Genomic DNA, 20,358 nt, shown 5'->3' with positions numbered 1-20,358 from the left:
AGATGCACAAAGTTTGCATACAAGCCATGTAAGCAGCTGGCACGCTTTTCGCTGGTGGTCTGGCACACACCCGCACGACCATGAACTCCAGCGACATCGCCGAACGCATTGTTGAAGCCATCCTGGCCCAGAAGCTGGCCCCGGGCAGCCGCCTGGGCGAGCAGGCGCTGTCCATGTTGTTCGACTGCAGCCGCACCCTGGTGCGCGAGGCCCTGATGCAGCTCGCGGCGCGTGGCATCGTCACCGTCAGCGCGCGCCGGGGCTGGTACGTGGTCCAGCCCTCCGAGGCCGAGGCGCGCGAGGCCTTCGAGGCACGCCGCGTGATCGAGACCGGCCTGATCCGCAGCGCCGCGCCCATGGACGCGGCCCGGCTGGCCAAACTGCAGCGCCACCTGCGCGACGAGCAGGAGGCGTTGGCCGGCAGCGACGTCGGGCGGCGCAGCTTCCTGCTCGGCGACTTCCATGTCTGCCTGGCCGAATGCCTGGGCAACCAGCTGCTGGCCGACACCCTGCGCGACTTCACCGCCCGCACCACGCTGATCGCCATGCTCTACCAGTCCACCCACGACGCCGCGCAGTCCTGCCAGGACCACGTCGAGATCGTGCAGGCGCTGGCCGCCGGCGACGCGGCCCGCGCCGAGACGCTGATGGCGCGCCACATCGGTCAGGTGCAGCAGGCGCTGCGCCCGGGCGCCGCCGCCCACGACCCGCTGGCCGGCCTGCGCGCCGCCCTGGCCCCGGTGGCCCGCCCCGCGCCCGGCGACACCCGCCCCGAATCCCCCACCACCCCTCCCCCACCCTACCTAGGAGCCCTGCTATGAACACCACCAAACGCCAGCTGCTGGCCCTCGTCACCACCGTCGCGCTGTCGGCCCTGGCCGGCGGCGCCCAGGCGCAGACCGCGCTCGAGAACGTCGAGAAGACCAAGCTGATCAAGATCGCCGTGCCGACCGACTTCCCGCCCTACGGTTTTGTCGGCGTCGACCTGCAGCCGCAGGGCCTGGACGTGGACATGGCCAAGCTCATCGCCACCAAGCTGGGCGTGAAGCTGGAGCTGGTGCCGGTGACCAGCGCCAACCGCATCCCCTACCTGCAGAGCAAGAAAGCCGACCTGGTCATCTCCACCCTGGGCAAGAACCCGGAGCGCGAGAAGGTGATCGACTTCACGGCCGCCTACTCGCCCTTCTTCCAGGGCATCTTCGCGCCCAAGTCCATCGCCCTCACCTCCATGCAGGACCTGGCGGGCAAAAGCATCGCGGTCACCCGTGGCGCCATCGAGGACCAGGAGCTGACCAAGCTGGCCCCGGCCACGGCCGACATCCGCCGCTTCGAGGACAACAACGCCACCGTGTCGGCCTTTGTGTCGCGCCAGACGCAACTGATCGCCACCGGCATCTCGGTGGCCGAGAACATGATGTTGCGCAACGCCCAGCTCGGCGCCGAGTACAAGCTGCTGCTCAAGGACAGCCCCAACTTCATCGGCGTGGCCAAAGGCGAGGACGCGCTGCGCACCAAGGTCAATGCCGTGATCGCCGACGCCAAGACCGCGGGCGAACTCGACAAGCTGGCGCAGAAGTGGCTCAAGCGCCCGGCCGGCAACCTGCCGCTGTAAGCGACACACACAGCGGCCACCGCCATGTCTGTCGCATTCGATTTCGCCGCCGTCCTGTCCGAGTGGCCGCTGCTGCTCAAGGGGGTCCTGTGGACGCTGGGCCTGACGGCGGTGTCCGCCGTCCTCGGGGTGCTGGTGGGCATAGGCTGTGCCTGGGCCCGCACCGAGGGCAGCGCGCCCCTGCGCTGGGCGGTGGGGGTCTATGTGGAGCTGATCCGCAACACGCCCTTCATCGTGCAGCTGTTCTTCATCTTCTTCGGCCTGCCGGCGCTGGGCCTGCGGCTGTCGCCCGAGTGGTCCAGCGTGATCGCCATGGTGCTCAACCTGGGCGCCTACGCGGCCGAGATCGTGCGCGCCGGCGTGCAGGCCACGCCGCGCGGCCAGATCGAGGCCGCACTCAGCCTGGCCCTGACGCGCGCCCAGACCTTCACCCGCGTGGTGCTGCCGCCCGCGCTGCGCCGCGTGTGGCCGGCGCTGGTGTCGCAGATCATCATCGTGATGCTGGGCTCGGCCGTGTGCGGGCAGATCGCCACCGAGGAGCTGAGCTTCGCGGCCAACCTGATCCAGAGCCGCAACTTCCGCGCTTTCGAGGCCTTCATCGTCGCCACGCTGATCTACCTGCTGTTATCCGTGCTGGTGCGCCATGCGCTCAACCGCCTTGGCGACCGTTTTCTGCTGGGAGGCCGCCGTGGTTGACTTCACCCTCTGGGACATCCTGCGCAACCTGCTGCTGGCCGCGCGCTGGACGGTGGTCCTGTCGCTGATCGCCTTCGTCGGCGGCGGCCTGGTGGGCCTGCTGCTGCTGGTGCTGCGCAGCACACCCCAACCCTGGCTGCAGCGCAGCGTGTCGGTCTACGTGCAGGTGTTTCAAGGCACGCCGCTGCTGATGCAGCTCTTCCTCGCCTACTTCGGCCTGGCCCTGCTGGGCGTGGAGACCTCGGCCTGGTTCGCGGCCTCGGCGGCGCTCACGCTTTACGCCAGCGCCTACCTGTGCGAGATCTGGCACGGCTGCGTGCGGGCCGTGCCCAAGGGCCAGTGGGAAGCCGCCCAGAGCCTGGCGCTGAACTTCCTGGAGCAGATGCGCCACGTCGTGCTGCCGCAGGCCGGCCGGCTGGCGGTGGCGCCCACGGTGGGTTTTCTGGTGCAGGTCATCAAGGGCACGGCGCTGGCCTCGGTGATCGGCTTCGTCGAACTCACCAAGGCCGGCACCATGATCACCAACGCCACCTTCCAGCCCTTCCTGGTCTACAGCTGCGTCGCGCTGCTGTACTTCGGGCTGTGTTTCCCCATCAGTTTCTATTCGCGTGTTCTCGAGGGCCAATTGCATGCCAAACACTGACATCCAAGGCCAGCCGGCCGTGAGCATCCGGGGGCTGCGCAAGTCCTACGGCACCCACGAGGTGCTCAAGGGCATCGATCTGGAGGTGCGTCCGGGCGAGGTCATCGCCATCATCGGCAAAAGCGGCTCGGGCAAGAGCACGCTGCTGCGCTGTGTCAACGGCCTGGAGGTGTTCCAGCACGGCGAGCTGCGCGTGCAAGGCCAGCCCCTGGTCTACAAGGACCCGGCCGCCATGCGCGCGCTGCGCCAGCAGGTGGGCATGATCTTCCAGTCTTTCAACCTCTTCCCCCACCTCTCGGTGGGCAAGAACGTGATGCTGGCGCCCAGCCTGGTGAAACAGCAGGCCGGCCCGGCGCTGGAAGAACGGGCGCGCCAGCTGCTGCAGCGCGTGGGCCTGGCCGAGAAGTTCTCGGCCTTCCCCGAACAGCTCTCGGGCGGCCAGCAGCAGCGGGTGGCGATCGCGCGCGCGCTGGCCATGGAACCCGGCATCCTGCTCTGCGACGAAATCACCTCGGCCCTGGACCCCGAACTGGTGGGCGAGGTGCTGCAGGTGGTGGAGTCGCTGGCGCAGGAAGGCATGACCCTGCTGATGGTCACGCACGAGATGAACTTCGCCCGCAAGGTCAGCGACCGCGTGATCTTCATGCACCAGGGCCGGGTGCACGAAATGGGCCCGCCGGACGCCTTGTTCAGCTCACCGCGCACGCCGGAACTGCAGCAGTTCCTATCGTCCATCCACTGAAAGCGCGCGGGCGCGCCTTCAGACGGGTTGCCCCTGGCGTGCCAGCAGCCAGGCCGGCGCGTCCTGCAGGCACACCGGGCGCAGGAAACGCTCGATGGCGGCGTCGCCGACCGAGGTGGTCATGGGCTGGGTGGACGAGGGCCAGGGGCCGCCGTGTTGCTGGGCGGCGGTGACCGCCACGCCGGTGGGCACACCGGCGAACAGCACACGCCCGGCGATGGCCATGGCGCCGCGCACCAGGGCACGCGTGTCGGCCGTGTCGGCGTCCGCACCCCACAGGGTCACGGTCAGGCTGCCGCCGACGGCGTCCAGCACCCGCAGCACCTGGGCCACCGAATCGGCCCACACGATCAGGCTGGCCGGACCGAACACCTCTTCGCGCAGGGCGGCCTGGGCAATGAACTGCGTGGCCTCGACCTGGGCCAGGAAGGGGCGCGGGGCCTCGGCGCTGCCGGCCTCGCGCAGCAGCGGCTGGGCACCGGCTTGCACCAGGTGTTCCACGCCGGCGTCCAGCGCCTGGCGCATGCCGGGGGTCAGCATGGCGTGGGGGTTCTGGGCCGCCAGCGCGCTGCGCAGCTGGGCCACGAAGGCCTCGCTCTCGGCGCCCTTGAGCAGCACGATGACCCCGGGGCTGGTGCAGAACTGGCCGCAGCCCAGCGCGATCGAGCCGGCCAGGGTGGCGGCGAGTTCACCGCCCTTGGCCGCGAGCACGGCCGGCAGGGCGACCACGGGGTTGATGGAGCCGAGCTCGCCGTAGAAGGGAATGGGGCGCGGACGCGCGCTGGCCTCGGCCTGCAGGGCCGCGCCGCCGCGGGTGGAGCCGGTGAAGGCGCCGGCCGCGATGGCGGGGTGGCGCACCAGGCGCACGCCGACGTCGTTGCCGCCGCCCTGGATCATGCCCACCAGGCCGGCCGGCAGGCCCTGCGCGGCCAGCACCTGCTGGACCAGGCCGAACACGCGGTTGGACAGGTGCAGGTGGCCGGAGTGGGCCTTGACCACCACCGGGCAGCCGGCGGCCAGGGCCGAGGCGGTATCACCGCCCAGCACCGAGAAGGCGAAGGGGAAGTTGCTGGCCGAGAACATGGCCACCGGCCCCAGCGGCACACACTGGCGCACCATGGCCGGGTGACCCACGGGCGGCGCGCCGGCCACGGCCGGGTCGTCGGTGACGGCGAAGGCCACGCCGCGTTCGGCCATGTCGGCGAAGCGGCGCAGCTGGAAGGCGGTGCGGTCGAGTTCGCCGTTGAGGCGGACCGGGCCGAGCGCGGTTTCGTCGTCGGCCAAGGCCACCAGGGCTTCGCGGTCGGCTTCGAGCGCCGCGGCCAGGCCACGCAGCAGCGCGCCGCGGGTGGCGCCGTTGCTGGTGGACCAGGCGGCGAAAGCGTCGGACGCGGCCAAGGCGGCGGCATCGACCTGTTCGGGCGTGGAGGCGGGCAGCGGTGCGCCCAGGGCTTCGCCCGTGCGGGCGCGGATGGATTGCAGGGTTTTCATGGTCGTTGGGGCAGAGAAGGGTTCAGAACGGCGGCACACAGCCGGCTTGCGCGACACACCGCCTGCTCGGCCCCCACCGGGGACACCGCCGGGCTGGCTCCGCCAGACGGCTGGTGTCGCCCACTGGGGGGTGACGCGAAGCGGCGCGGGGGGGTCAAGCCACCGGGTGGTCGGCCAGGCGTTCGAAGGCCTGCACCAGGGCGGAGTGGTCCATGTCGGCCAGTCCGGCGGCGGCACAGGCTTGCATCATCTGCGCGGCGTTGGCGGTCTGGGGCAGGGCCACGCCGAGTTCGCGCGCGCCTTGCAGGGCCAGGTTCAGGTCTTTCTGGTGCAGGCGGATGCGAAAGCCCGGGTTGAAGGTGCGCTTGATCATGCGCTCGCCGTGCACTTCCAGGATGCGGCTGGCCGCGAAGCCCCCCATCAGGGCCTGGCGCACCTTGGCCGGGTCGGCGCCGGCCTTGCTGGCGAACACCAGGGCCTCGCCCACGGCGGCGATGTTGAGCGCGACGATGATCTGGTTGGCGACCTTGGTGGTCTGGCCGTCGCCGTTGCCGCCCACCAGGGTGATGTTCTTGCCCATCAGCGCCAGCAGGGGCTTGACGCGCTCGAAGCAGGCCTCGCTGCCGCCGACCATGATGGTCAGGCTGGCGGCCTTGGCGCCCACTTCGCCGCCGGACACCGGCGCGTCAAGGTACTCGCAACCCTTGGCGTTGACGCGTTCGGCAAAACGTTTGGTTTCCATGGGCGAGATCGAGCTCATGTCGACCACCACCTTGCCGGCGCTCAGGCCGTCGGCCACGCCGTCCTGGCCGAACAGCACGGTCTCGACGTCGGGGGTGTCGGGCAGCATCAGGAACACGATGTCGGCGGAACGCGCGACGTCGGCGTTGGTGGCGCAGACGGTGGCGGCCGACAGGGCCGCGGGCACCTGGCTGCGGGTGCGCACGAACAGGGTGTGGCCGGCGGCGAGCAGGTGGCCGGCCATGGGCGTGCCCATGATGCCCAGGCCGATGAATCCGATCTTCATGTGGAGACTCCTAGAGTGGGGGTGTGAAGGGGGGGCGTCAATAAGCGCTGGTGGGTGCCGCCGGCTGGGCTCCGCGCATCTCGCGCACGATCTGCTGGGCACCGGCCGCGATGAGGCGGGCGTCGGAACTGACGGTGACGAACTGGAAGCCCATGGCGATGCGCCGGCGCGCGGCCTCGGGACTGCCGTTGTGGATGCCGGCCACCAGGCCGTGGGCCCGCGCGCGGGCCAGGATGTGGGCGATGGCTTCGGCGGCCTTGGGGTCGACGTCGTCGAAGGTGGGCGTGCAGCCCAGCGAGAGCGACAGGTCGGAGGGGCCGATGTAGACCGCGTCCAGCCCCGGCACCGAGAGGATGTCCTCCAGGTTGGCCAGGGCCTGCGCGGTCTCGATCATGGCGAAGGTGACGATGGTGTCGTTGGCGTGCTGCGCGTAGTCGGCGCCGCCGTAGATCGAGGCCCGCACCGGGCCGTAGCTGCGCGTGCCACGCGGCGCGTAGTGGGTCCAGGCGACCAGCTTCTCGGCGTCCTCGCGGGTGTTGACCATGGGGCAGATGACGCCGTAGGCGCCGGCGTCCAGGGACTTCATCAGGATGCCCGGCGCCAGCCAGGGCACCCGCACCACCGGCACGGTGTCGGTGGTGGAGATGGCCTGCAGCATGGGCAGCATCGCGCCTTCGTCGACCAGGCCGTGCTGCAGGTCGATGGTCAGCGCGTCCCAGCCCTGCTGGGCCATGACCTCGGCCGAGAAGCTGTTGGGGATGGCCAGCCAGCCGTTCACGGCGGCGCCGCCGGATTGCCAGAGTGCGCGCAGTCGGTTGGGTCGCATGGTCATCTCCCTCGGTGGTGAATCAGTCGTTCAGGGTGCCGGTCAATGACGCGCTGAAAGCGCGCCCTGGGGACACCGCCGGGCCGGCTCTGCCGGACGGCTGGTGTCGCCCCCTTGAGGGGGGATGCGGCCACACGAAGTGGGCAAGCGACGGGGGTGGGCCATCACCGCACCATGCAGGGCCGCTTCGGATCGAAGGTCCAGCCCGGGATCAGGTACTGCATGGCGGTGGCGTCGTCGCGCGCGCCCAGGCCGTGCTGCCGGTAGAGCTGGTGGGCCTTCTCGACCTCGACCATGTCCAGTTCCACGCCCAGGCCGGGCTTCTGCGGCACCTGCACGTGGCCGCCGACGATCTGCAGCGGGTCCTTGGTCAGGCGCTGGCCGTCCTGCCAGATCCAGTGGGTGTCGATGGCCGTGACCTTGCCGGGTGCGGCCGCGCCCACGTGGGTGAACATGGCCAGCGAGACGTCGAAGTGGTTGTTGGAGTGCGAGCCCCAGGTCAGGCCCCAGTCACGGCAGGTCTGCGCGACGCGCACCGAGCCGGCCATGGTCCAGAAATGCGGGTCGGCCAGCGGGATGTCGACCGACTGCAGCGACAGCGCGTGGGTCATCTGGCGCCAGTCGGTGGCCACCATGTTGGTGGCCGTGGGCAGGCCGGTGGCGCGGCGGAACTCGGCCATCACCTCGCGGCCCGAGAAACCGCCCTCGGCGCCGCACGGGTCCTCGGCGTAGGCGACCACGCCGCGCATGCGCTGGCCCAGGCGGATGGCGTCCTTGAGCAGCCAGCCGCCGTTGGGGTCCAGCGTGACGCGGGCGTCGGGAAAACGCTCGTGCAGCGCGGTCACCGCGTCGACCTCGGCATCGCCGGCCAGCACGCCGCCCTTGAGCTTGAAGTCGTTGAAGCCATAACGCTCGCGAGCGGCCTCGGCCAGGCGCACCACCGATTCGGGCGTCATGGCGGCCTCGTGGCGCAGGCGGAACCAGGCGTTGTCGCCGCCCGGGTCGCTGTCGTAGGGCAGGTCGGTCTTCGTGCGGTCGCCGATGAAGAACAGGTAGCCCAGCATCTCCACCGAGCTGCGCTGCTGGCCTTCGCCGAGCAGGGCCGCCACCGGCACCTCCAGGTGCTGGCCCAGCAGGTCCAGCAGGGCCGACTCGACCGCGGTGACAGCGTGGATGGTGGTGCGCAGGTCGAAGGTCTGCAGGCCACGGCCGCCGCTGTCGCGGTCGGCGAACTGCTGCTGCATGCGCTGCAGCACGGCCTGCCAGTTGCCTATTGCCTGGCCCACCACCAGGGCGCGCGCGTCCTCCAGCGTCTGGCGGATCTTCTCGCCACCCGGCACCTCGCCCACGCCGGTGCGGCCGGCGCTGTCGGTGAGGATAAGCAGGTTGCGGGTGAAGAAGGGGGCGTGGGCGCCGCTCAGGTTGAGCAGCATGCTGTCGCGCCCCGCCACGGGGATGACGCGCAGTTCGGTGATGCGGGGGGTGGCGGACATGGGCACCTCAATCTGCCTTGATGTTGCGGGTTTCGATCAGCTTTTTCCAGCGCGCGAACTCGGAGGCCTGGTAGGCAGCGAACTGCTCGGGCGTGTTGGCCACCATCTCGAAGCCCAGGTCCAGCAGCTTGGCCTTGACCTGCGGATCGGCCAGGCCGGCCACGATGGCGGCGTGCAGCTTGGCCTTGACATCGGCCGGCAGGCCACGCGGGCCGGCGATGGCCTGCCAGGAGTAGACGTTGGCTTCCTTGATGCCCGACTCTTCCATGGTGGGCACGGCCGGCAGCAGCGGCGAGCGCTTGGCGCTGGTGATGGCCAGCGGGCGCAGCTTGCCGGCGGTGATCTGCGGCATGGCGGTGTTGATGTTCATGAAGGAGCCATCGACCTGGCCCCCGAGCAGGTCGGTCATGACCGGACCACCGCCCTTGTAGGGCACGTGGGTGCCGCTGGTGCCGGTCTGCAGCCAGAACATCTCGGCGGTCAGGTGGTCGCTGCTGCCGTTGCCGGACGAGGCCAGGGTCATCTTGCCGGGGTTGGCCTTGTGGAAGGCGATCACGTCGGCCATGGACTTGTGCGGCGACGCCGCCGGCACCACCAGGACGTTGGGGGCCTGCACCGCCACGGTGAGGTAGTCAAAATCCTTGAGCGCGTCGTAAGGCACCTTGGCCAGCAGGTGGGGCGCGATCACGTAGGGGCCGAGCGAGGACACCAGCAGGGTGTGGCCGTCGGCCGGGGCGCGGGCCACGGCACCGGCGCCGATGGTGCCGGTGGCACCGGCCTTGTTGTCGACGATGAAGGTGCCGCCCAGTTTTTCCTGCAGCTTGGGCGCCAGCGTGCGGGCGATCAGGTCGGTGGAGCCGCCCGGGGGAAAGGGCACGACCAGGGTCACCGGCTTGTCGGGCCAGGCCCAGGCGGACGCCAGGGAAAAGGTGGTCAACGCGGCGGCAAGCAGCTTTCTCATGTGTGTCTCCTGAGGTGGCCAGCGCGTGGCCAGTTGTACGACATCGTAACACCAACGGTACGATGCATGCAATGGTAGCGGTACCAATCCAAAGCGTCAATCAGGGACTTCCCCGGCGGGGCGCGGGCGCGCTCAGGCGCTGTCGCGTTCGATGATGGAAAAACCGACGTCCACCGTGCGCGGCTCAACGGCCTGCCCGTCGGCGCGCGCCATCAGGCAGCGCGCGGCGCGCTCGCCGATCTCGGCGCCGTTGATGCGCACCGTGGTCAGGGCCGGCACCATGTCCGAGACAAAGGGCACGTCGCCAAAGCCGACGATGGCGACATCGCCCGGCACGGCCAGGCCGCGGGCGCGCGCCTCGGTCATCACGCCCAGGGCCAGCAGGTCGGAGCTGCAGAACACCGCGTCCACGCCACCGCTGGCCGCGGCCTGCTCCAGCAGGCGGCCCATGGCGTCGCGCCCGCTGCGCAGGGTGCGCACGGCGCCCACGTTGATGTCGATCACGGGTGCGCCACCGGCCTGGGCCACGGCGGCCTGGAAGGCCTGGGCGCGGCGCCCGGCGCGGTCGTCCTCGGCGCGCACCAGGGCCAGGCGGCGGTGGCCCTTGGCCCACAGGAAACGCGCCACCGCGTCGCCAATGGCGGCGTGCGAGAAGCCGATCAACATGTCGATGGGCGTGGGGGTCAGGTCCCAGGTCTCCACCACCGGGATGCCCGAGGCCAGCAGCCGCGTGCGGCCCTTGCCCGGCGGCAGGATGCCGGTGAGGAAGATGCCGTCGGGCCGGCGGCCGATGATGGCTTCGAGCAGTTGCTCCTCGCGCTCGGGCGAATAGCTGGACTGCCCCAGCATGAGCTGGTAGCCGGCGTCGAACAGGGTGGCGTTGAGGGCTTCGATGGTTTCGTTGAAGACCGACACCACGGTGCTGGGCACCACCGCCGCGATCAGCCGGCTGCGCGCCGAGGCCAGGCCACCGGCCACGCGGTTGGGCACGTAGCCGGTGCGGGCCACGGCCTCGTCGACCTTGCGCCGCACGTCGGCCGAGACCTGGCCGGGCGTGTTGATCGCGCGCGAGGCGGTGATGGGCGCCACGCCCGCGAGCTTGGCGACGTCGCGCAGGGTGATGGCGCCGCTGCCGCGCCGTGAACGTTTGGGGGAATCCTTGTCGGCCATTGACATCGCTTGATTGGTACCGCTACCATAACACCACTTTGTGCCAGCGTGCGCCGTTTTTGGGCCCCACGCTGGCGCCCCATGATAGGAGAAGCCCCCATGACCGCCTCCGTGGCCAGCCCCCGCGCGCCCCACACCATCCGCATGCACGAGCGCGACAACGTGGCCATCGTCGCCAACGACGGCGGACTGCCGCCGGGCACCGCCCTGCCCGGCGGCCTGGTGCTCAAGGACAAGGTGCCGCAGGGCCACAAGGTGGCGCTGGCCGACATCCCCAGCGGCGCGCCGGTGCTGCGCTATGGCATCCCCATCGGCCACGCCCTGACCGCCATCGCGGCCGGCAGCTGGGTGCACGAGCGCCTGCTGCAGATGCCCGACGCGCGTGGCCTGGTCGACCTGCCCATGGCCACCGACACCACGCCACCCCAGCCACCGCTGACCGGCTTCACCTTCGAGGGCTACCGCAACGCCGACGGCTCGGTGGGCACGCGCAACATCCTGGCCATCACCCAGACCGTGCAGTGTGTGGCCGGCGTGACCGACTTCGCCGTCCAGCGCATCAAGGCCGAGCTGCTGCCCAGGTACCCCAACGTCGACGACGTGGTGGCGCTGGAACACGGCTACGGCTGCGGCGTGGCCATCGACGCGCCCGACGCCATCATCCCCATCCGCACCCTGCGCAACATCAGCCTCAACCCCAACTTCGGCGGCGAGGTGATGGTGGTCAGCCTGGGCTGCGAGAAGCTGCAGCCCGAGCGCCTGCTGCCGCCCGGCAGCATCGCGCTGGTGGACCAGCGCCAGGCACACCCCCAGACGGCGCCGGCACTGGACGTGGTCTGCCTGCAGGCCGAGGCCCACGTCGGCTTCATGTCCATGGTCGAGTCCATCCTGCGCCAGGCCGAGACCCACCTGCAGCGCCTGAACGCGCGCCGCCGCGAGACCGTGCCGGCGTCGGAGCTGGTGGTGGGCGTGCAGTGTGGCGGCAGCGATGCCTTCTCGGGCGTGACGGCCAACCCGGCGGTGGGCTTCTGCACCGACCTGCTGGTGCGCGCCGGCGCCAGCGTGATGTTCTCCGAGACCACCGAGGTGCGCGACGGCATCGCCCAGCTCACCGCGCGCGCCACCACGCCCGAGGTGGCCGAGGCCATGGTGCGCGAGATGGCCTGGTACGACGCCTACCTGCAGCGCGGCAGCGCCGACCGCAGCGCCAACACCACACCGGGCAACAAGGCCGGCGGCCTGTCCAACATCGTCGAGAAGGCCATGGGCAGCATCGTCAAGTCGGGCTCGGCGCCGATCTCGGGCGTGATCTCACCCGGCGAGAAGCTCAAGACCAAAGGCCTGACCTACGCCGCCACGCCGGCCAGCGACTTCATCTGCGGCACGCTGCAGCTGGCCGCCGGCATGAACCTGCACGTCTTCACCACCGGCCGCGGCACGCCCTACGGCCTGGCGGCCTGCCCGGTGATCAAGGTCGCCACCCGCAGCGACCTGGCGCGGCGCTGGCACGACCTGATGGACATCAACGCCGGTGCCATCGCCGACGGCGAGGCCAGCATCGAGGACCTGGGCTGGGAGCTGTTCCGCCTGATGCTGGACGTGGCCAGCGGCCGCAAGAAAACCTGGGCCGAGCAGTGGAAACTGCACAACGCCCTGGTGCTGTTCAACCCCGCGCCTGTGACCTGAAATCACCCACCCCCGTCGCTTGCCCGCTGCGCGTGGCCGCATCCCCCCTCCAGGGGGCGACACCAGCCGTCCGGCAAAGCCGGCCCGGCGGTGTCTCCCGGTTGGACCTGGGCGCCCAACCGCATGAGGCCAGTGGCGGCTACGTTTGTGGCGGGTACCTGAACAGCACCCGCAGCATGGCCAGGTGCCGGTCGTAGCCCGGCCGCAGCAGGGGGTCGCAGAGTTCGTCCCGCGCACGGCGCAGGCGGGTCGGACTCTGTCCACACACAAAGCCCAGCACCCGGGCCCACCCGGAGGCGGTCACGCGCGCCAGCGTCGCCTCGCAGGCGGCCTGGATCTCGGCCTCGCTGGCCTGCGGGTCCAGGCCCAGCGCGGTGTAGTGGTCCACCGGCAGCACGGTCCAGCCGGCGACCCAGCCCCGCAGGCGGTCAAGCGCGCCGGCCATGGACAGCTGCCGCTCAGGCGGTGGCCGGCATGGGGTAGTCGCCGGCATTGCGGACCACGCCGGGCTGCAGCGAAAAATCCATGCGCGGCGGGCCGAACACATCGATCAGCCACTTCACGCCCGTCCCCGTCGCTTGCGTGGTGTGGATGAGCTGGGTGGGGATGACCAGGGTCGACGGGCTGTGCACCTCCACATGCTCGTCGGCTTTCCACACTGCCGAGTCCGGCCCCCAGGGCGTGCGCAGGTGGTGGATGAAGGAGCCCTCGAGCGCCAGCGACAGCTGCTCGAAATCGGCGTGCGAATGGGGTGAAAGCTTGCGCGGGTCGCGCGGCTCGGTGACACGCTCGAAGACGTTGATCATCAGGTTGCGGCTGCGGAACAGCCGGCCGAAGATCTTGGGATCGCTGTACTCGGCCAGGCGGTAGTGGCGCAGGCGGTAGCCGTCGCTGGGCATGGGCCAGTCGTCCAGCGGCGCCACGGTCGGCGCGCCATCGGCATATGTCGAGGCATTCGACGCCAAGGCGGCCAGGTCGGTGGCGCGCACGCTGAACACACGTGTCACGGTGCCGGCGTCGAGCAGGGTGATGTGGCTCTCGCCGGGCGGCACGATGGTCAGGGACTCGGGGCCGGCCTCGATGGCCTCATTGGGCGTGGCCACGCGGGCGCGCACGCCGGGCGGCAACAGCAGCATGTGTTCGTCGGGCTGCTCGGTGCGGCTCAGCACGGTGCCGGCGCCGACCTGGGAGATGGCCACCACCACGTTGGCGCTGCGGGTGAGCCAGGTGGATTCGCCGGTGGGGGTGGTCAGCTGGGCCGGCTCGGCGTAGTGCAGGCCCAGGCTGGGTTCGATGCGTGACATGGGGCAATCCTCGGGTTCACAAGATGAAAAAACTCAGGCCGGCAGCGCCTTGAACTGCGCGAGCTCGGTGCTGGCGGCGTGGCGCAGCAGGCCCTGGTCGGACGACAGGATGAAGGCCGTCACGCCCAGGGCCTGCAGGGCCGGGATCTCGCTGGTCTTGCCGACGAAGGCGCACAGCGGCTTGCCGGCGGCCCGGACCGCCGCCACCAGCAGGGCGACGGCGCGGCGCACGGTCTCGGCCTCGGTGGAGGTTTCTCCCAACGCCACGGTCAGGTCGCCGCGTCCGAGGAAAAAGGCGTCGATGCCCTCGACCGCGGCCAGGGCCTCGGCATGGTCCAGCGCCTCGGCGTCTTCCAGCATGGCGACCACGGTGGTCGCGGTGTCGCTGGCGTCCAGGTGGGCGGCCAGGCCCAGGCCACCGTAGCGCCCGGCGCGGGGCGAGTTGGAAAAGCCGCGCTGCCCGGGGCGGTAGCGGCAGGCCGCCACCACGGCGCGTGCGGTGTCGGGGTGGGACACGTGGGGCACCAGCACCCCTGTGGCGCCGCTGTCCAGCGCCGACAGGATGCCGGCGCTGTTTTCCACCCGCACCAGCGCGGGCAGGGCGTGCGCCCGCGCGGCGAGCAGGGCCAGGTCGACGGCGCCACGGTCCCAGGGCGCGTGTTCGGCGTCGATGACCACGAAGTCCAGGCCGACCTCGCCCAGGACCTCGATGCCGTGGGCACCGGGGCTTTTGACGAAGGTGCCCAGCAGCGGCTGGCCGCTGGCCAGGCGCTGGCGGAAGGGGGGAAGGAGCGGCAGTGACATGGTGGGCGGGGGCGGAACAGTTCAGTCGAGCGAGACGTTGGCGGCGCGGATCTTCTTTTCCGCCAGGGCGCGGTCGCGCTTGAGGAATTCGGCGAACTGCTCGGGGGTTTCGCTGATCGGGTCGAAGCCGAACACGTCCAGCGTCTTCTCCACGAAGCTCTGGTCGGCCAGCACCTTGCGGGTGTCGGCGGCGATCTGGTCGACGATGGCCTTGGGCACCCCCTTGGGCGCGGTCAGGCCCAGGTAGAAGTACATCTCGGTGTTGGGGAAACCGGCCTCGGCGAAGGTCGGCACGTTGGGCAGGGCCTTGGCGCGCTTGGGGCCGTTGATGGCCAGCACCTTCATCTTGCCCGAGGGGATGTGGGGCGTGGCGGCCGAGCTGCCGGCCACCATGGCCTGGACCTGGCCGCTCAGCACGTCCTGCGCGGCGGGCGCGATGCCCTTGTAGGCCACGTGGGTCATCTGCAGGTCTTCCTGGCGCAGGAAGGCGTCGACCTGCACATGGGTCGGGCCGCCGGCACCGGCCGAGCCGTAGTTGTATTTGTTGGGGTTGGCCTTGATCAGCGCGACGAACTCCTTCAAGGTGTTGACCGGCAGGCCGCCGGGCACGATGAAGGCCATGTTCACGTTGACGACGCGGGTGATGGGCACGAGGTCGGTGAAGGGGTTGAAGGGCAGCTTCTTGAACAGGAAGGGGTTGCCCGAAAACGTGGGATCGGCGCCGAGCAGGATGGTGTAGCCGTCCGCCGGCGACTTGGCGGTGAAATCACCGGCGATGATTTCGTTGGCGCCGCCCCGGTTGTCCACCACCACGGGCTGGCCCCACAGGCGCTGCAGGCGCTCGGCCAGGCCACGGGCCACGCCGTCGATGGGGCCACCCGCCGGGTAGGGCACCACCAGCTTGACCGGTTTGGTGGGGAAGGACTGCGCCCAGGTGGGGGCGGCCAGGGCCAGGGCGGCCGCGGCCAGCAGGGTGCGGCGGGCCAGGGTGAAGGTGGTGTGGGGCATGGGGTGTCTCCGTGGAATGGGGGAAGGCGGGGAAAAAGCGGCGTTTGAAAAAGGGCGGGAAAGTCGGGTCGCTCAGAAGGCGACGTTGTGGCGGCCTTTGAGGCCCAGCATCTGGCGGGCCTCGTCGGGGGTGGCCACCTCCAGCGACAGCGCGTCCAGCACCTGGCGGATGCGCTGCACCTGGACGGCGCTGTTGCGCGCCAGTCGGCCAGGACCGTCCCACAGGGAATCCTCCAGGCCCACGCGGACGTTGCCGCCCATGGCCGCGGCCATCGTGGCCAGCGGCATCTGGTGGCGGCCGGCGCCCAGCACCGACCAGACGTAGGCGTCGCCGAACAGCCGGTCCGCCGTGCGCTTCATGTGGGCCAGGTCGTCCGGATGGGCGCCGATGCCGCCGCGCAGGCCGAACACGGTCTGGATGAACAACGGCCCCGGCAGCAGGCCACGGTCACGGAAATGCGCGGCGGTGTAGAGGTGGCTGGTGTCGTAGCACTCGATCTCGAAGCGGGTGCCGTGGGCGGAACAGGACTCGAGGATGTGGGCGATGTCGCGGAAGGTGTTCTTGAACACCATGTCGTCGCTGTTGGCCAGGTAGGGGCGTTCCCAGTCGTGCTTGAACGCCTTGAAGCGGCCCAGCATCTCGTACAGGCCGAAGTTCATGCTGCCCATGTTGAGCGAGGCCACCTCGGGCTGCAAGCGCAGCGCCGGCTGCAGGCGCTCCTGCACCGTCATGGTGGGCGCGCCGCCCGTGGTGAGGTTGACCACCACGTCGGACGCGGCCTGGATGGTGGGCAGGAACCGCCGGAACACGTCCACCGCCTGGGTCGGCTTGCCCGTTTCCGGGTCCCGCGCATGCAGATGGACGATGGCCGCGCCCGCCTGCGCCGCCTCCAGCGCGGCGGTGGCGATCTCGTCGGGCGTCACCGGCAGATGGGGCGACATCGACGGTGTGTGTATGGCCCCGGTGACGGCGGCGCTGATGATGACTTTGTTCATGCGTGAGACGTTTCAGGCAAAGCTGCGCCCGACTGCCGCGCGCGGCAGTTTCTTGCGCTGCTGGAAAGGAGGTGTCCCGTCAGCCGCTCAGCGAGACCGCACCGGCGGTGCGGCCCACTGAAGCCACGGGCACGGGACAGGGGGCGTTCAGGGGTTTCGCATAGACCTCCCGGTCTTGTGGCCAATGCTTTCCGAGATGCGCCGCCCGGCGTCGAGCATGGTGTCGATCTGTTCCTGCGTGGGCGGCTCGCCGATGAACTGCACCGAGTCGACGATGGCGACCGCCGCCGCCAGCTTGCCGGTGGCGTCGAAGATGGGGACGGCCAAGGCGTTCAGCCCTGTCACCGCCTCGTTGGGCGCCACGGCCCAGCCCTGCTGGCGTATCTGCGCCAGCTCGCGCTCCAGCGCGGCCGGGTCGGTGAGGGTGCGCGGGGTGTGGGCGGTCAGGCCCTTGGCGGTGGCCTGCCTGAGCAGCGCCGGCCCGCCATGGGCCAGGGCGATCTTGCCCTGCGCGGACGAGTGGTAGTCCATCAGCGAGCCGGGCTTGACCGTGATCTCCACCGCCGAGGTGCCCGACTCGACGTTGACCACCCGCACGCCGCCGCGGTCAACCATGGACAGCACCACCGAGTGGTTGAGCGTGTTGCGCACCTTGCGCATCACCAGCTTGGCCTCGCGCACGATGTCCACGCTGTCGCTGATGGCGTGTCCCAGCGCGATCAGCCGGGCGCCCACGCGGTAGCGCTCGGACACCTCGTCCTGGACGATGTAGCCTTGCTGGGCCAGGGTCTTGAGGTGGCGGTGGATGCGGCTCTTGTTGGTGCCGAAGTGTTCGGCCAGGGTGGTCACGCCGATGGGCTCGCGCTGCACGGCCACGTGTTCCATGATCTGCAGGGCAAACAGGACGGCTTGCACGCCCGTGGTTTCGGCCGGTGCGTCGGAGGATGCGCTCATATATCGTGTCGCTTCACGGTGGATGGGGATGAGGTTGAGCGACACGATATCAGCGATCCGAAAGGGCCTCAGGCGGCCGTGGCCCAATGGGTGGTGGTGGTGGGCGCGGCGGCGCGCTGCGCCGGCGTGGCCGCGATCTCGCCGGCCAACTTCGTGAGCTGTGCCGCCCAGGCCGCCAGATAGGCCTCGCGCTCGGCGGCGCTCACGCGCGGCGTGGCGTAGGCCACGAAGGTTGGCGCGATGCGCAGCCCCAGGTACTCCAGCATGGTGCGGCGGTGGGGGTACAGCAGGTCGTCGATGGGGCCGTACACCCCCTCGGGCGAAAAGCGCTCGGGGGTGCCGCCGGTGGTCAGGGCGATCAGCCCATGGCGGCCCTGGAAGAAGCCGCTGTCGAAACGCTTGCCGTCGGCGTAGGCGAAGCCGTAGGCCATGACCCGGTCGAACCAGCCCTTGAGGATGGCCGGCATGCCGCCCCACCACAGGGGGTAGACAAAGAGGAACAGGTCGGCCTGCGCCACGCGCTCTTGTTCACGCCGCAGCTCGGCCGAGAAGCCGCCCGCCTGGCTGGCCTTGAGCTGCTCCTGCTGGTAGTGGAAATGCCCGCCGTCCGCCACGGTCTCGAAGTCATGGCGACCGGCCACCGGGTTGAAGCCCTCGGCGTACAGGTCCGACACGCTGACCTCGTGCCCCAGCGCGCCCAGGGTGGCCACGGCCGTGTCCTTGAGCGCGGCCGTGAACGAGCGCGGCTCGGGGTGGGCGTAGACGATGAGCGTGTTCATGCCGCCTCGACCGCGTCCAGGCCCACCAGGTCGGCGGCGTTGGTCGACACCATCTTGCGCACCTGCTCGGCCGAGTAGCCCAGGTCCAGGCAGATCTCGATCACGCTGAGGAAGCCGTCGACCAGGCGCGGGTTGCCCACCTGGCCCAGGTCCGAGCCCAGGATGGTGCGGTCCACGCCCGCCGCTTCGATCATGGCCTGCAGCTTGGCCGGCTCGTAGAAGCGGAACTTGGAGTCCTCGGCGAACATGCACATCGAATGCTCCAGGTACACGCCCATGCCGGCCAGGCGGGCCATGTCGTCCAGCGTGGCGTCGATGACGTAAGACGGGTGGTTGCACAGCAGGCGCTTGACACCCCGGCGCTTGGCCTCGTCGAACAGCGGCCAGATCTCGCTGATGTGCAGGTGGCCGGAGGACAGCACCACGTCGTGCTCGGCCACCATGTCCAGGATGGGCAGCACCTCGGGCAGCAGCCGGCCCTGGTCGTCCACCACCGTCAGCGGCGTGGGCGACAGCATGGGTTTCTTGGACTTGGGGAAGCTGAAGTTGGCGTCGGCCTTGTGGTGGGCGATGTGGTTGCGCGAGGCAAAGGTCGGCATCCACACCAGCTTGGCGCCCAGGGCGATGCCGTGCTCGACCGCGTACAGGTTGAGACCGCCGCTCTGGTTGTTCAGGGGCACGCCCGACAGCAGCGTGACCTTCAGGTGGCGGAAGTGCTTGTTCAGCATGGCCGTCACCGGCGTGGCCGAGTAGTAGTGGTCCTTGATCAGCAAGGCGCGCACGCCGGCTTCGGACGCTTCCTGCATCGCTTCGTAGTGGTCGAAGTAACGCGGCATGACGGACGGGCCGCTGTGGCAGTGCAGGTCCACCGCGCCCTGGAGCAGTTGCTTGCCCAGATCGGGTTGCTGGCTGCGCCAGGCGCCCGGTGCGATCGCGAAGCGGTCGTCGCTGGCTGCGCTTTTCATGTCCATGTCGTGTGCCTTTCGGGGGTTCGGTGAAAATCGGTGTTTGTTTTATCTAACGAAACACTGTTATGTTCTATGATACGAACTGTAGGGCCGAACCGGAACATCACCACTCAGTGAAAACCCTAGGTCATGGGCATGACGACGTCGTGGGGAGGCCAGCCACCGCGCGGGCGGGTGGTGGTGTCTGATGCAGATCAAGCTTTGGCCGGATAGGCCACACGGCGCGCGCGAGGCGGCCTACAGTGAGCCATCCGCCGCCATCAGGCCGGTCCACTGTCTGGAGATGTCCCATGAACGCCGCCGTCACCGAAACCACCCCGATCCAGTCCTTTGCCCAATGCCATGAAGGCATCGTGGCCCACCTCGACGCCTTGAAGGAACTGCCTGCCCTGCTGGAGCCGGCCGCGCGGGCGCGGCGGCTGGCGCAGGACACGCTGGCGTTTTTTCACGACGCCGTGTTCGACCACCACAAGGAAGAGGAAAAGGATTTGTTCCCGGCCGTGCTGGCCCATGCCACGCCGGGGGACGAGTTGCAGGAGGTGCAACACATGGTGGCGGCCCTGAGTGCCGAGCACCGCCACATCGAAGCGCTCTGGCGCCAACTGCAGCCGCAGCTGGAACAGGTGGCCAAGGGCAGCAGCGTGAGCTGCGACAGCACCGACCTCAACGAGCTGGTGCAGGCCTACCTGACCCACGCCCGGCTGGAAGAAGCCAGCTTCCTGCCGCTGGCGCAGGCCATCCTGGGCCGCCACGGCGAGGACATGGCCGCGCTGGGCCTGGCCCTGCACACGCGGCACGTGGTGAATGCCGCGCGCCGGGGACTGCGCGGCTCCTGAGCCGGTCTCAGGCGGTGGCGCGCACGGGGCGCCGCCGTCTCACTTGTAGAAGGCTTCGACCACGCCCTTGAGCTTGATCATCAGCGGCTGGCCCTTGCGGTCCACCGTCTTGCCGGCGGGCACCCGCACCCAGCCTTCGCTGATGCAGTATTCCTCGACATCAAATCGCTCCTTGCCATTGAAGCGGATGCCGATGTCGCGCTCGAACACCGCGGCCACGTGGTGGGGGCTGCGCGGGTCGATGGACAGGCGGTCAGGCAGGGCGGGTGCGGAGGCTTCGGTCATGGCGCTGTGGCTGGGTATGTGAAATTGGGATTGTCCCGGATTCCGGGTGCGGCCCTTGCGCAAGGGCGCTGAGCGGC

At 69.8% G+C, this 20,358-nt stretch carries 22 protein-coding genes; 7 read left to right on the top strand and 15 right to left on the bottom strand.

The features are described from left to right. Positions 1-80 precede the first annotated feature (80 nt). From AAHB17_RS17775 to AAHB17_RS17755, 5 genes are read left to right on the top strand one after another with little or no spacing between them, the layout of a single operon-like run. Entirely contained in the window at positions 81-821 is a 741-nt protein-coding gene (locus AAHB17_RS17775; protein ID WP_342132026.1) for a GntR family transcriptional regulator, read from the top strand. Further along, positions 818-1,612 (top strand): transporter substrate-binding domain-containing protein, encoded by a 795-nt coding sequence (locus tag AAHB17_RS17770; RefSeq protein WP_342132025.1) that lies wholly within the window; start codon positions 818-820, stop codon positions 1,610-1,612. Before AAHB17_RS17775 ends, AAHB17_RS17770 begins: the two co-directional genes overlap by 4 nt. 24 nt (positions 1,613-1,636) lie before the next feature. Then, positions 1,637-2,308, top strand: a complete 672-nt coding sequence (locus AAHB17_RS17765) for an amino acid ABC transporter permease (protein WP_342132023.1) — start codon at positions 1,637-1,639, stop codon at positions 2,306-2,308. After that, a complete protein-coding gene (locus tag AAHB17_RS17760) occupies positions 2,301-2,951 on the top strand; it encodes an amino acid ABC transporter permease (protein ID WP_342132021.1) in 651 nt (216 codons plus the stop codon). The genes AAHB17_RS17765 and AAHB17_RS17760 overlap by 8 nt, the downstream gene beginning before the upstream one ends. Beyond that, positions 2,938-3,693 (top strand): amino acid ABC transporter ATP-binding protein, encoded by a 756-nt coding sequence (locus AAHB17_RS17755; protein WP_342132020.1) that lies wholly within the window; start codon positions 2,938-2,940, stop codon positions 3,691-3,693. Before AAHB17_RS17760 ends, AAHB17_RS17755 begins: the two co-directional genes overlap by 14 nt. Positions 3,694-3,711: 18 nt before the next feature. Here AAHB17_RS17755 and AAHB17_RS17750 read toward each other — a convergent pair whose 3' ends face one another. From AAHB17_RS17750 to AAHB17_RS17725, 6 genes are all read right to left on the bottom strand, one after another. Next, the gene (locus AAHB17_RS17750) at positions 3,712-5,184 is read right to left on the bottom strand and encodes an aldehyde dehydrogenase (NADP(+)) (RefSeq protein ID WP_342132018.1); all 1,473 of its coding nucleotides are present in this window, start codon (positions 5,182-5,184) and stop codon (positions 3,712-3,714) included. A gap of 154 nt (positions 5,185-5,338) precedes the next feature. Beyond that, entirely contained in the window at positions 5,339-6,211 is an 873-nt protein-coding gene (locus AAHB17_RS17745; protein WP_342132017.1) for a 2-hydroxy-3-oxopropionate reductase, read from the bottom strand. Between the two features lie 37 nt (positions 6,212-6,248). Further along, positions 6,249-7,037, bottom strand: a complete 789-nt coding sequence (locus AAHB17_RS17740; RefSeq protein WP_342132015.1) for an HpcH/HpaI aldolase family protein — start codon at positions 7,035-7,037, stop codon at positions 6,249-6,251. Between the two features lie 164 nt (positions 7,038-7,201). After that, positions 7,202-8,530: a glucarate dehydratase gene (gudD, locus tag AAHB17_RS17735; protein ID WP_446719616.1), complete on the bottom strand. Its 1,329-nt coding sequence runs from the start codon at positions 8,528-8,530 to the stop codon at positions 7,202-7,204. A gap of 7 nt (positions 8,531-8,537) precedes the next feature. Continuing rightward, positions 8,538-9,491 (bottom strand): Bug family tripartite tricarboxylate transporter substrate binding protein, encoded by a 954-nt coding sequence (locus AAHB17_RS17730; RefSeq protein ID WP_342132013.1) that lies wholly within the window; start codon positions 9,489-9,491, stop codon positions 8,538-8,540. Positions 9,492-9,623: 132 nt separating this feature from the next. Beyond that, entirely contained in the window at positions 9,624-10,661 is a 1,038-nt protein-coding gene (locus tag AAHB17_RS17725) for a LacI family DNA-binding transcriptional regulator (protein ID WP_342132012.1), read from the bottom strand. A gap of 99 nt (positions 10,662-10,760) precedes the next feature. Between AAHB17_RS17725 and garD the strand changes: the two genes are divergently transcribed. Further along, complete coding sequence (gene garD / locus AAHB17_RS17720) at positions 10,761-12,347, top strand: galactarate dehydratase (protein WP_342132011.1); 1,587 nt, start codon at positions 10,761-10,763, stop codon at positions 12,345-12,347. Between the two features lie 139 nt (positions 12,348-12,486). Here garD and AAHB17_RS17715 read toward each other — a convergent pair whose 3' ends face one another. From AAHB17_RS17715 to AAHB17_RS17680, 8 genes are all read right to left on the bottom strand, one after another. Then, positions 12,487-12,792: a hypothetical protein gene (locus AAHB17_RS17715; protein WP_342132010.1), complete on the bottom strand. Its 306-nt coding sequence runs from the start codon at positions 12,790-12,792 to the stop codon at positions 12,487-12,489. A gap of 13 nt (positions 12,793-12,805) precedes the next feature. Then, a complete protein-coding gene (locus AAHB17_RS17710) occupies positions 12,806-13,651 on the bottom strand; it encodes a hypothetical protein (protein WP_342132008.1) in 846 nt (281 codons plus the stop codon). 33 nt (positions 13,652-13,684) lie between these two features. Further along, on the bottom strand, positions 13,685-14,455 hold the full coding sequence (locus AAHB17_RS17705; RefSeq protein WP_342132007.1) for an HpcH/HpaI aldolase family protein: 771 nt from the start codon (positions 14,453-14,455) through the stop codon (positions 13,685-13,687). Positions 14,456-14,476: 21 nt separating this feature from the next. Beyond that, on the bottom strand, positions 14,477-15,463 hold the full coding sequence (locus tag AAHB17_RS17700; RefSeq protein ID WP_342132005.1) for a Bug family tripartite tricarboxylate transporter substrate binding protein: 987 nt from the start codon (positions 15,461-15,463) through the stop codon (positions 14,477-14,479). A 72-nt stretch (positions 15,464-15,535) separates the two neighbouring features. After that, the gene (locus AAHB17_RS17695) at positions 15,536-16,459 is read right to left on the bottom strand and encodes a 3-keto-5-aminohexanoate cleavage protein (protein WP_342132004.1); all 924 of its coding nucleotides are present in this window, start codon (positions 16,457-16,459) and stop codon (positions 15,536-15,538) included. Positions 16,460-16,606: 147 nt separating this feature from the next. Then, the gene (locus tag AAHB17_RS17690; RefSeq protein ID WP_342132003.1) at positions 16,607-17,413 is read right to left on the bottom strand and encodes an IclR family transcriptional regulator; all 807 of its coding nucleotides are present in this window, start codon (positions 17,411-17,413) and stop codon (positions 16,607-16,609) included. Between the two features lie 68 nt (positions 17,414-17,481). Next, positions 17,482-18,192 carry an NAD(P)H-dependent oxidoreductase gene (locus AAHB17_RS17685; RefSeq protein ID WP_342132002.1) on the bottom strand — a complete coding sequence of 237 codons (711 nt, stop codon included), beginning with the start codon at positions 18,190-18,192 and terminating at the stop codon, positions 17,482-17,484. Continuing rightward, positions 18,189-19,163 (bottom strand): DUF6282 family protein, encoded by a 975-nt coding sequence (locus AAHB17_RS17680; RefSeq protein ID WP_342132000.1) that lies wholly within the window; start codon positions 19,161-19,163, stop codon positions 18,189-18,191. Before AAHB17_RS17680 ends, AAHB17_RS17685 begins: the two co-directional genes overlap by 4 nt. Before the next feature lie 287 nt (positions 19,164-19,450). On the opposite strand from AAHB17_RS17680, the gene AAHB17_RS17675 reads away from it, so the two are divergent. Beyond that, entirely contained in the window at positions 19,451-19,996 is a 546-nt protein-coding gene (locus tag AAHB17_RS17675; RefSeq protein ID WP_342131999.1) for a hemerythrin domain-containing protein, read from the top strand. Positions 19,997-20,035: 39 nt separating this feature from the next. Here AAHB17_RS17675 and AAHB17_RS17670 read toward each other — a convergent pair whose 3' ends face one another. Continuing rightward, positions 20,036-20,281, bottom strand: a complete 246-nt coding sequence (locus AAHB17_RS17670; protein ID WP_342131998.1) for a DUF3297 family protein — start codon at positions 20,279-20,281, stop codon at positions 20,036-20,038. Positions 20,282-20,358 lie beyond the last annotated feature (77 nt).

The sequence above is a fragment of the Hydrogenophaga sp. OTU3427 genome (assembly GCF_038440225.1).
Taxonomy (GTDB): domain Bacteria; phylum Pseudomonadota; class Gammaproteobacteria; order Burkholderiales; family Burkholderiaceae_C; genus Hydrogenophaga.
Note: the sequence above shows the minus strand (reverse complement) of the source record. Positions and strands in the feature narration are given on the sequence as shown.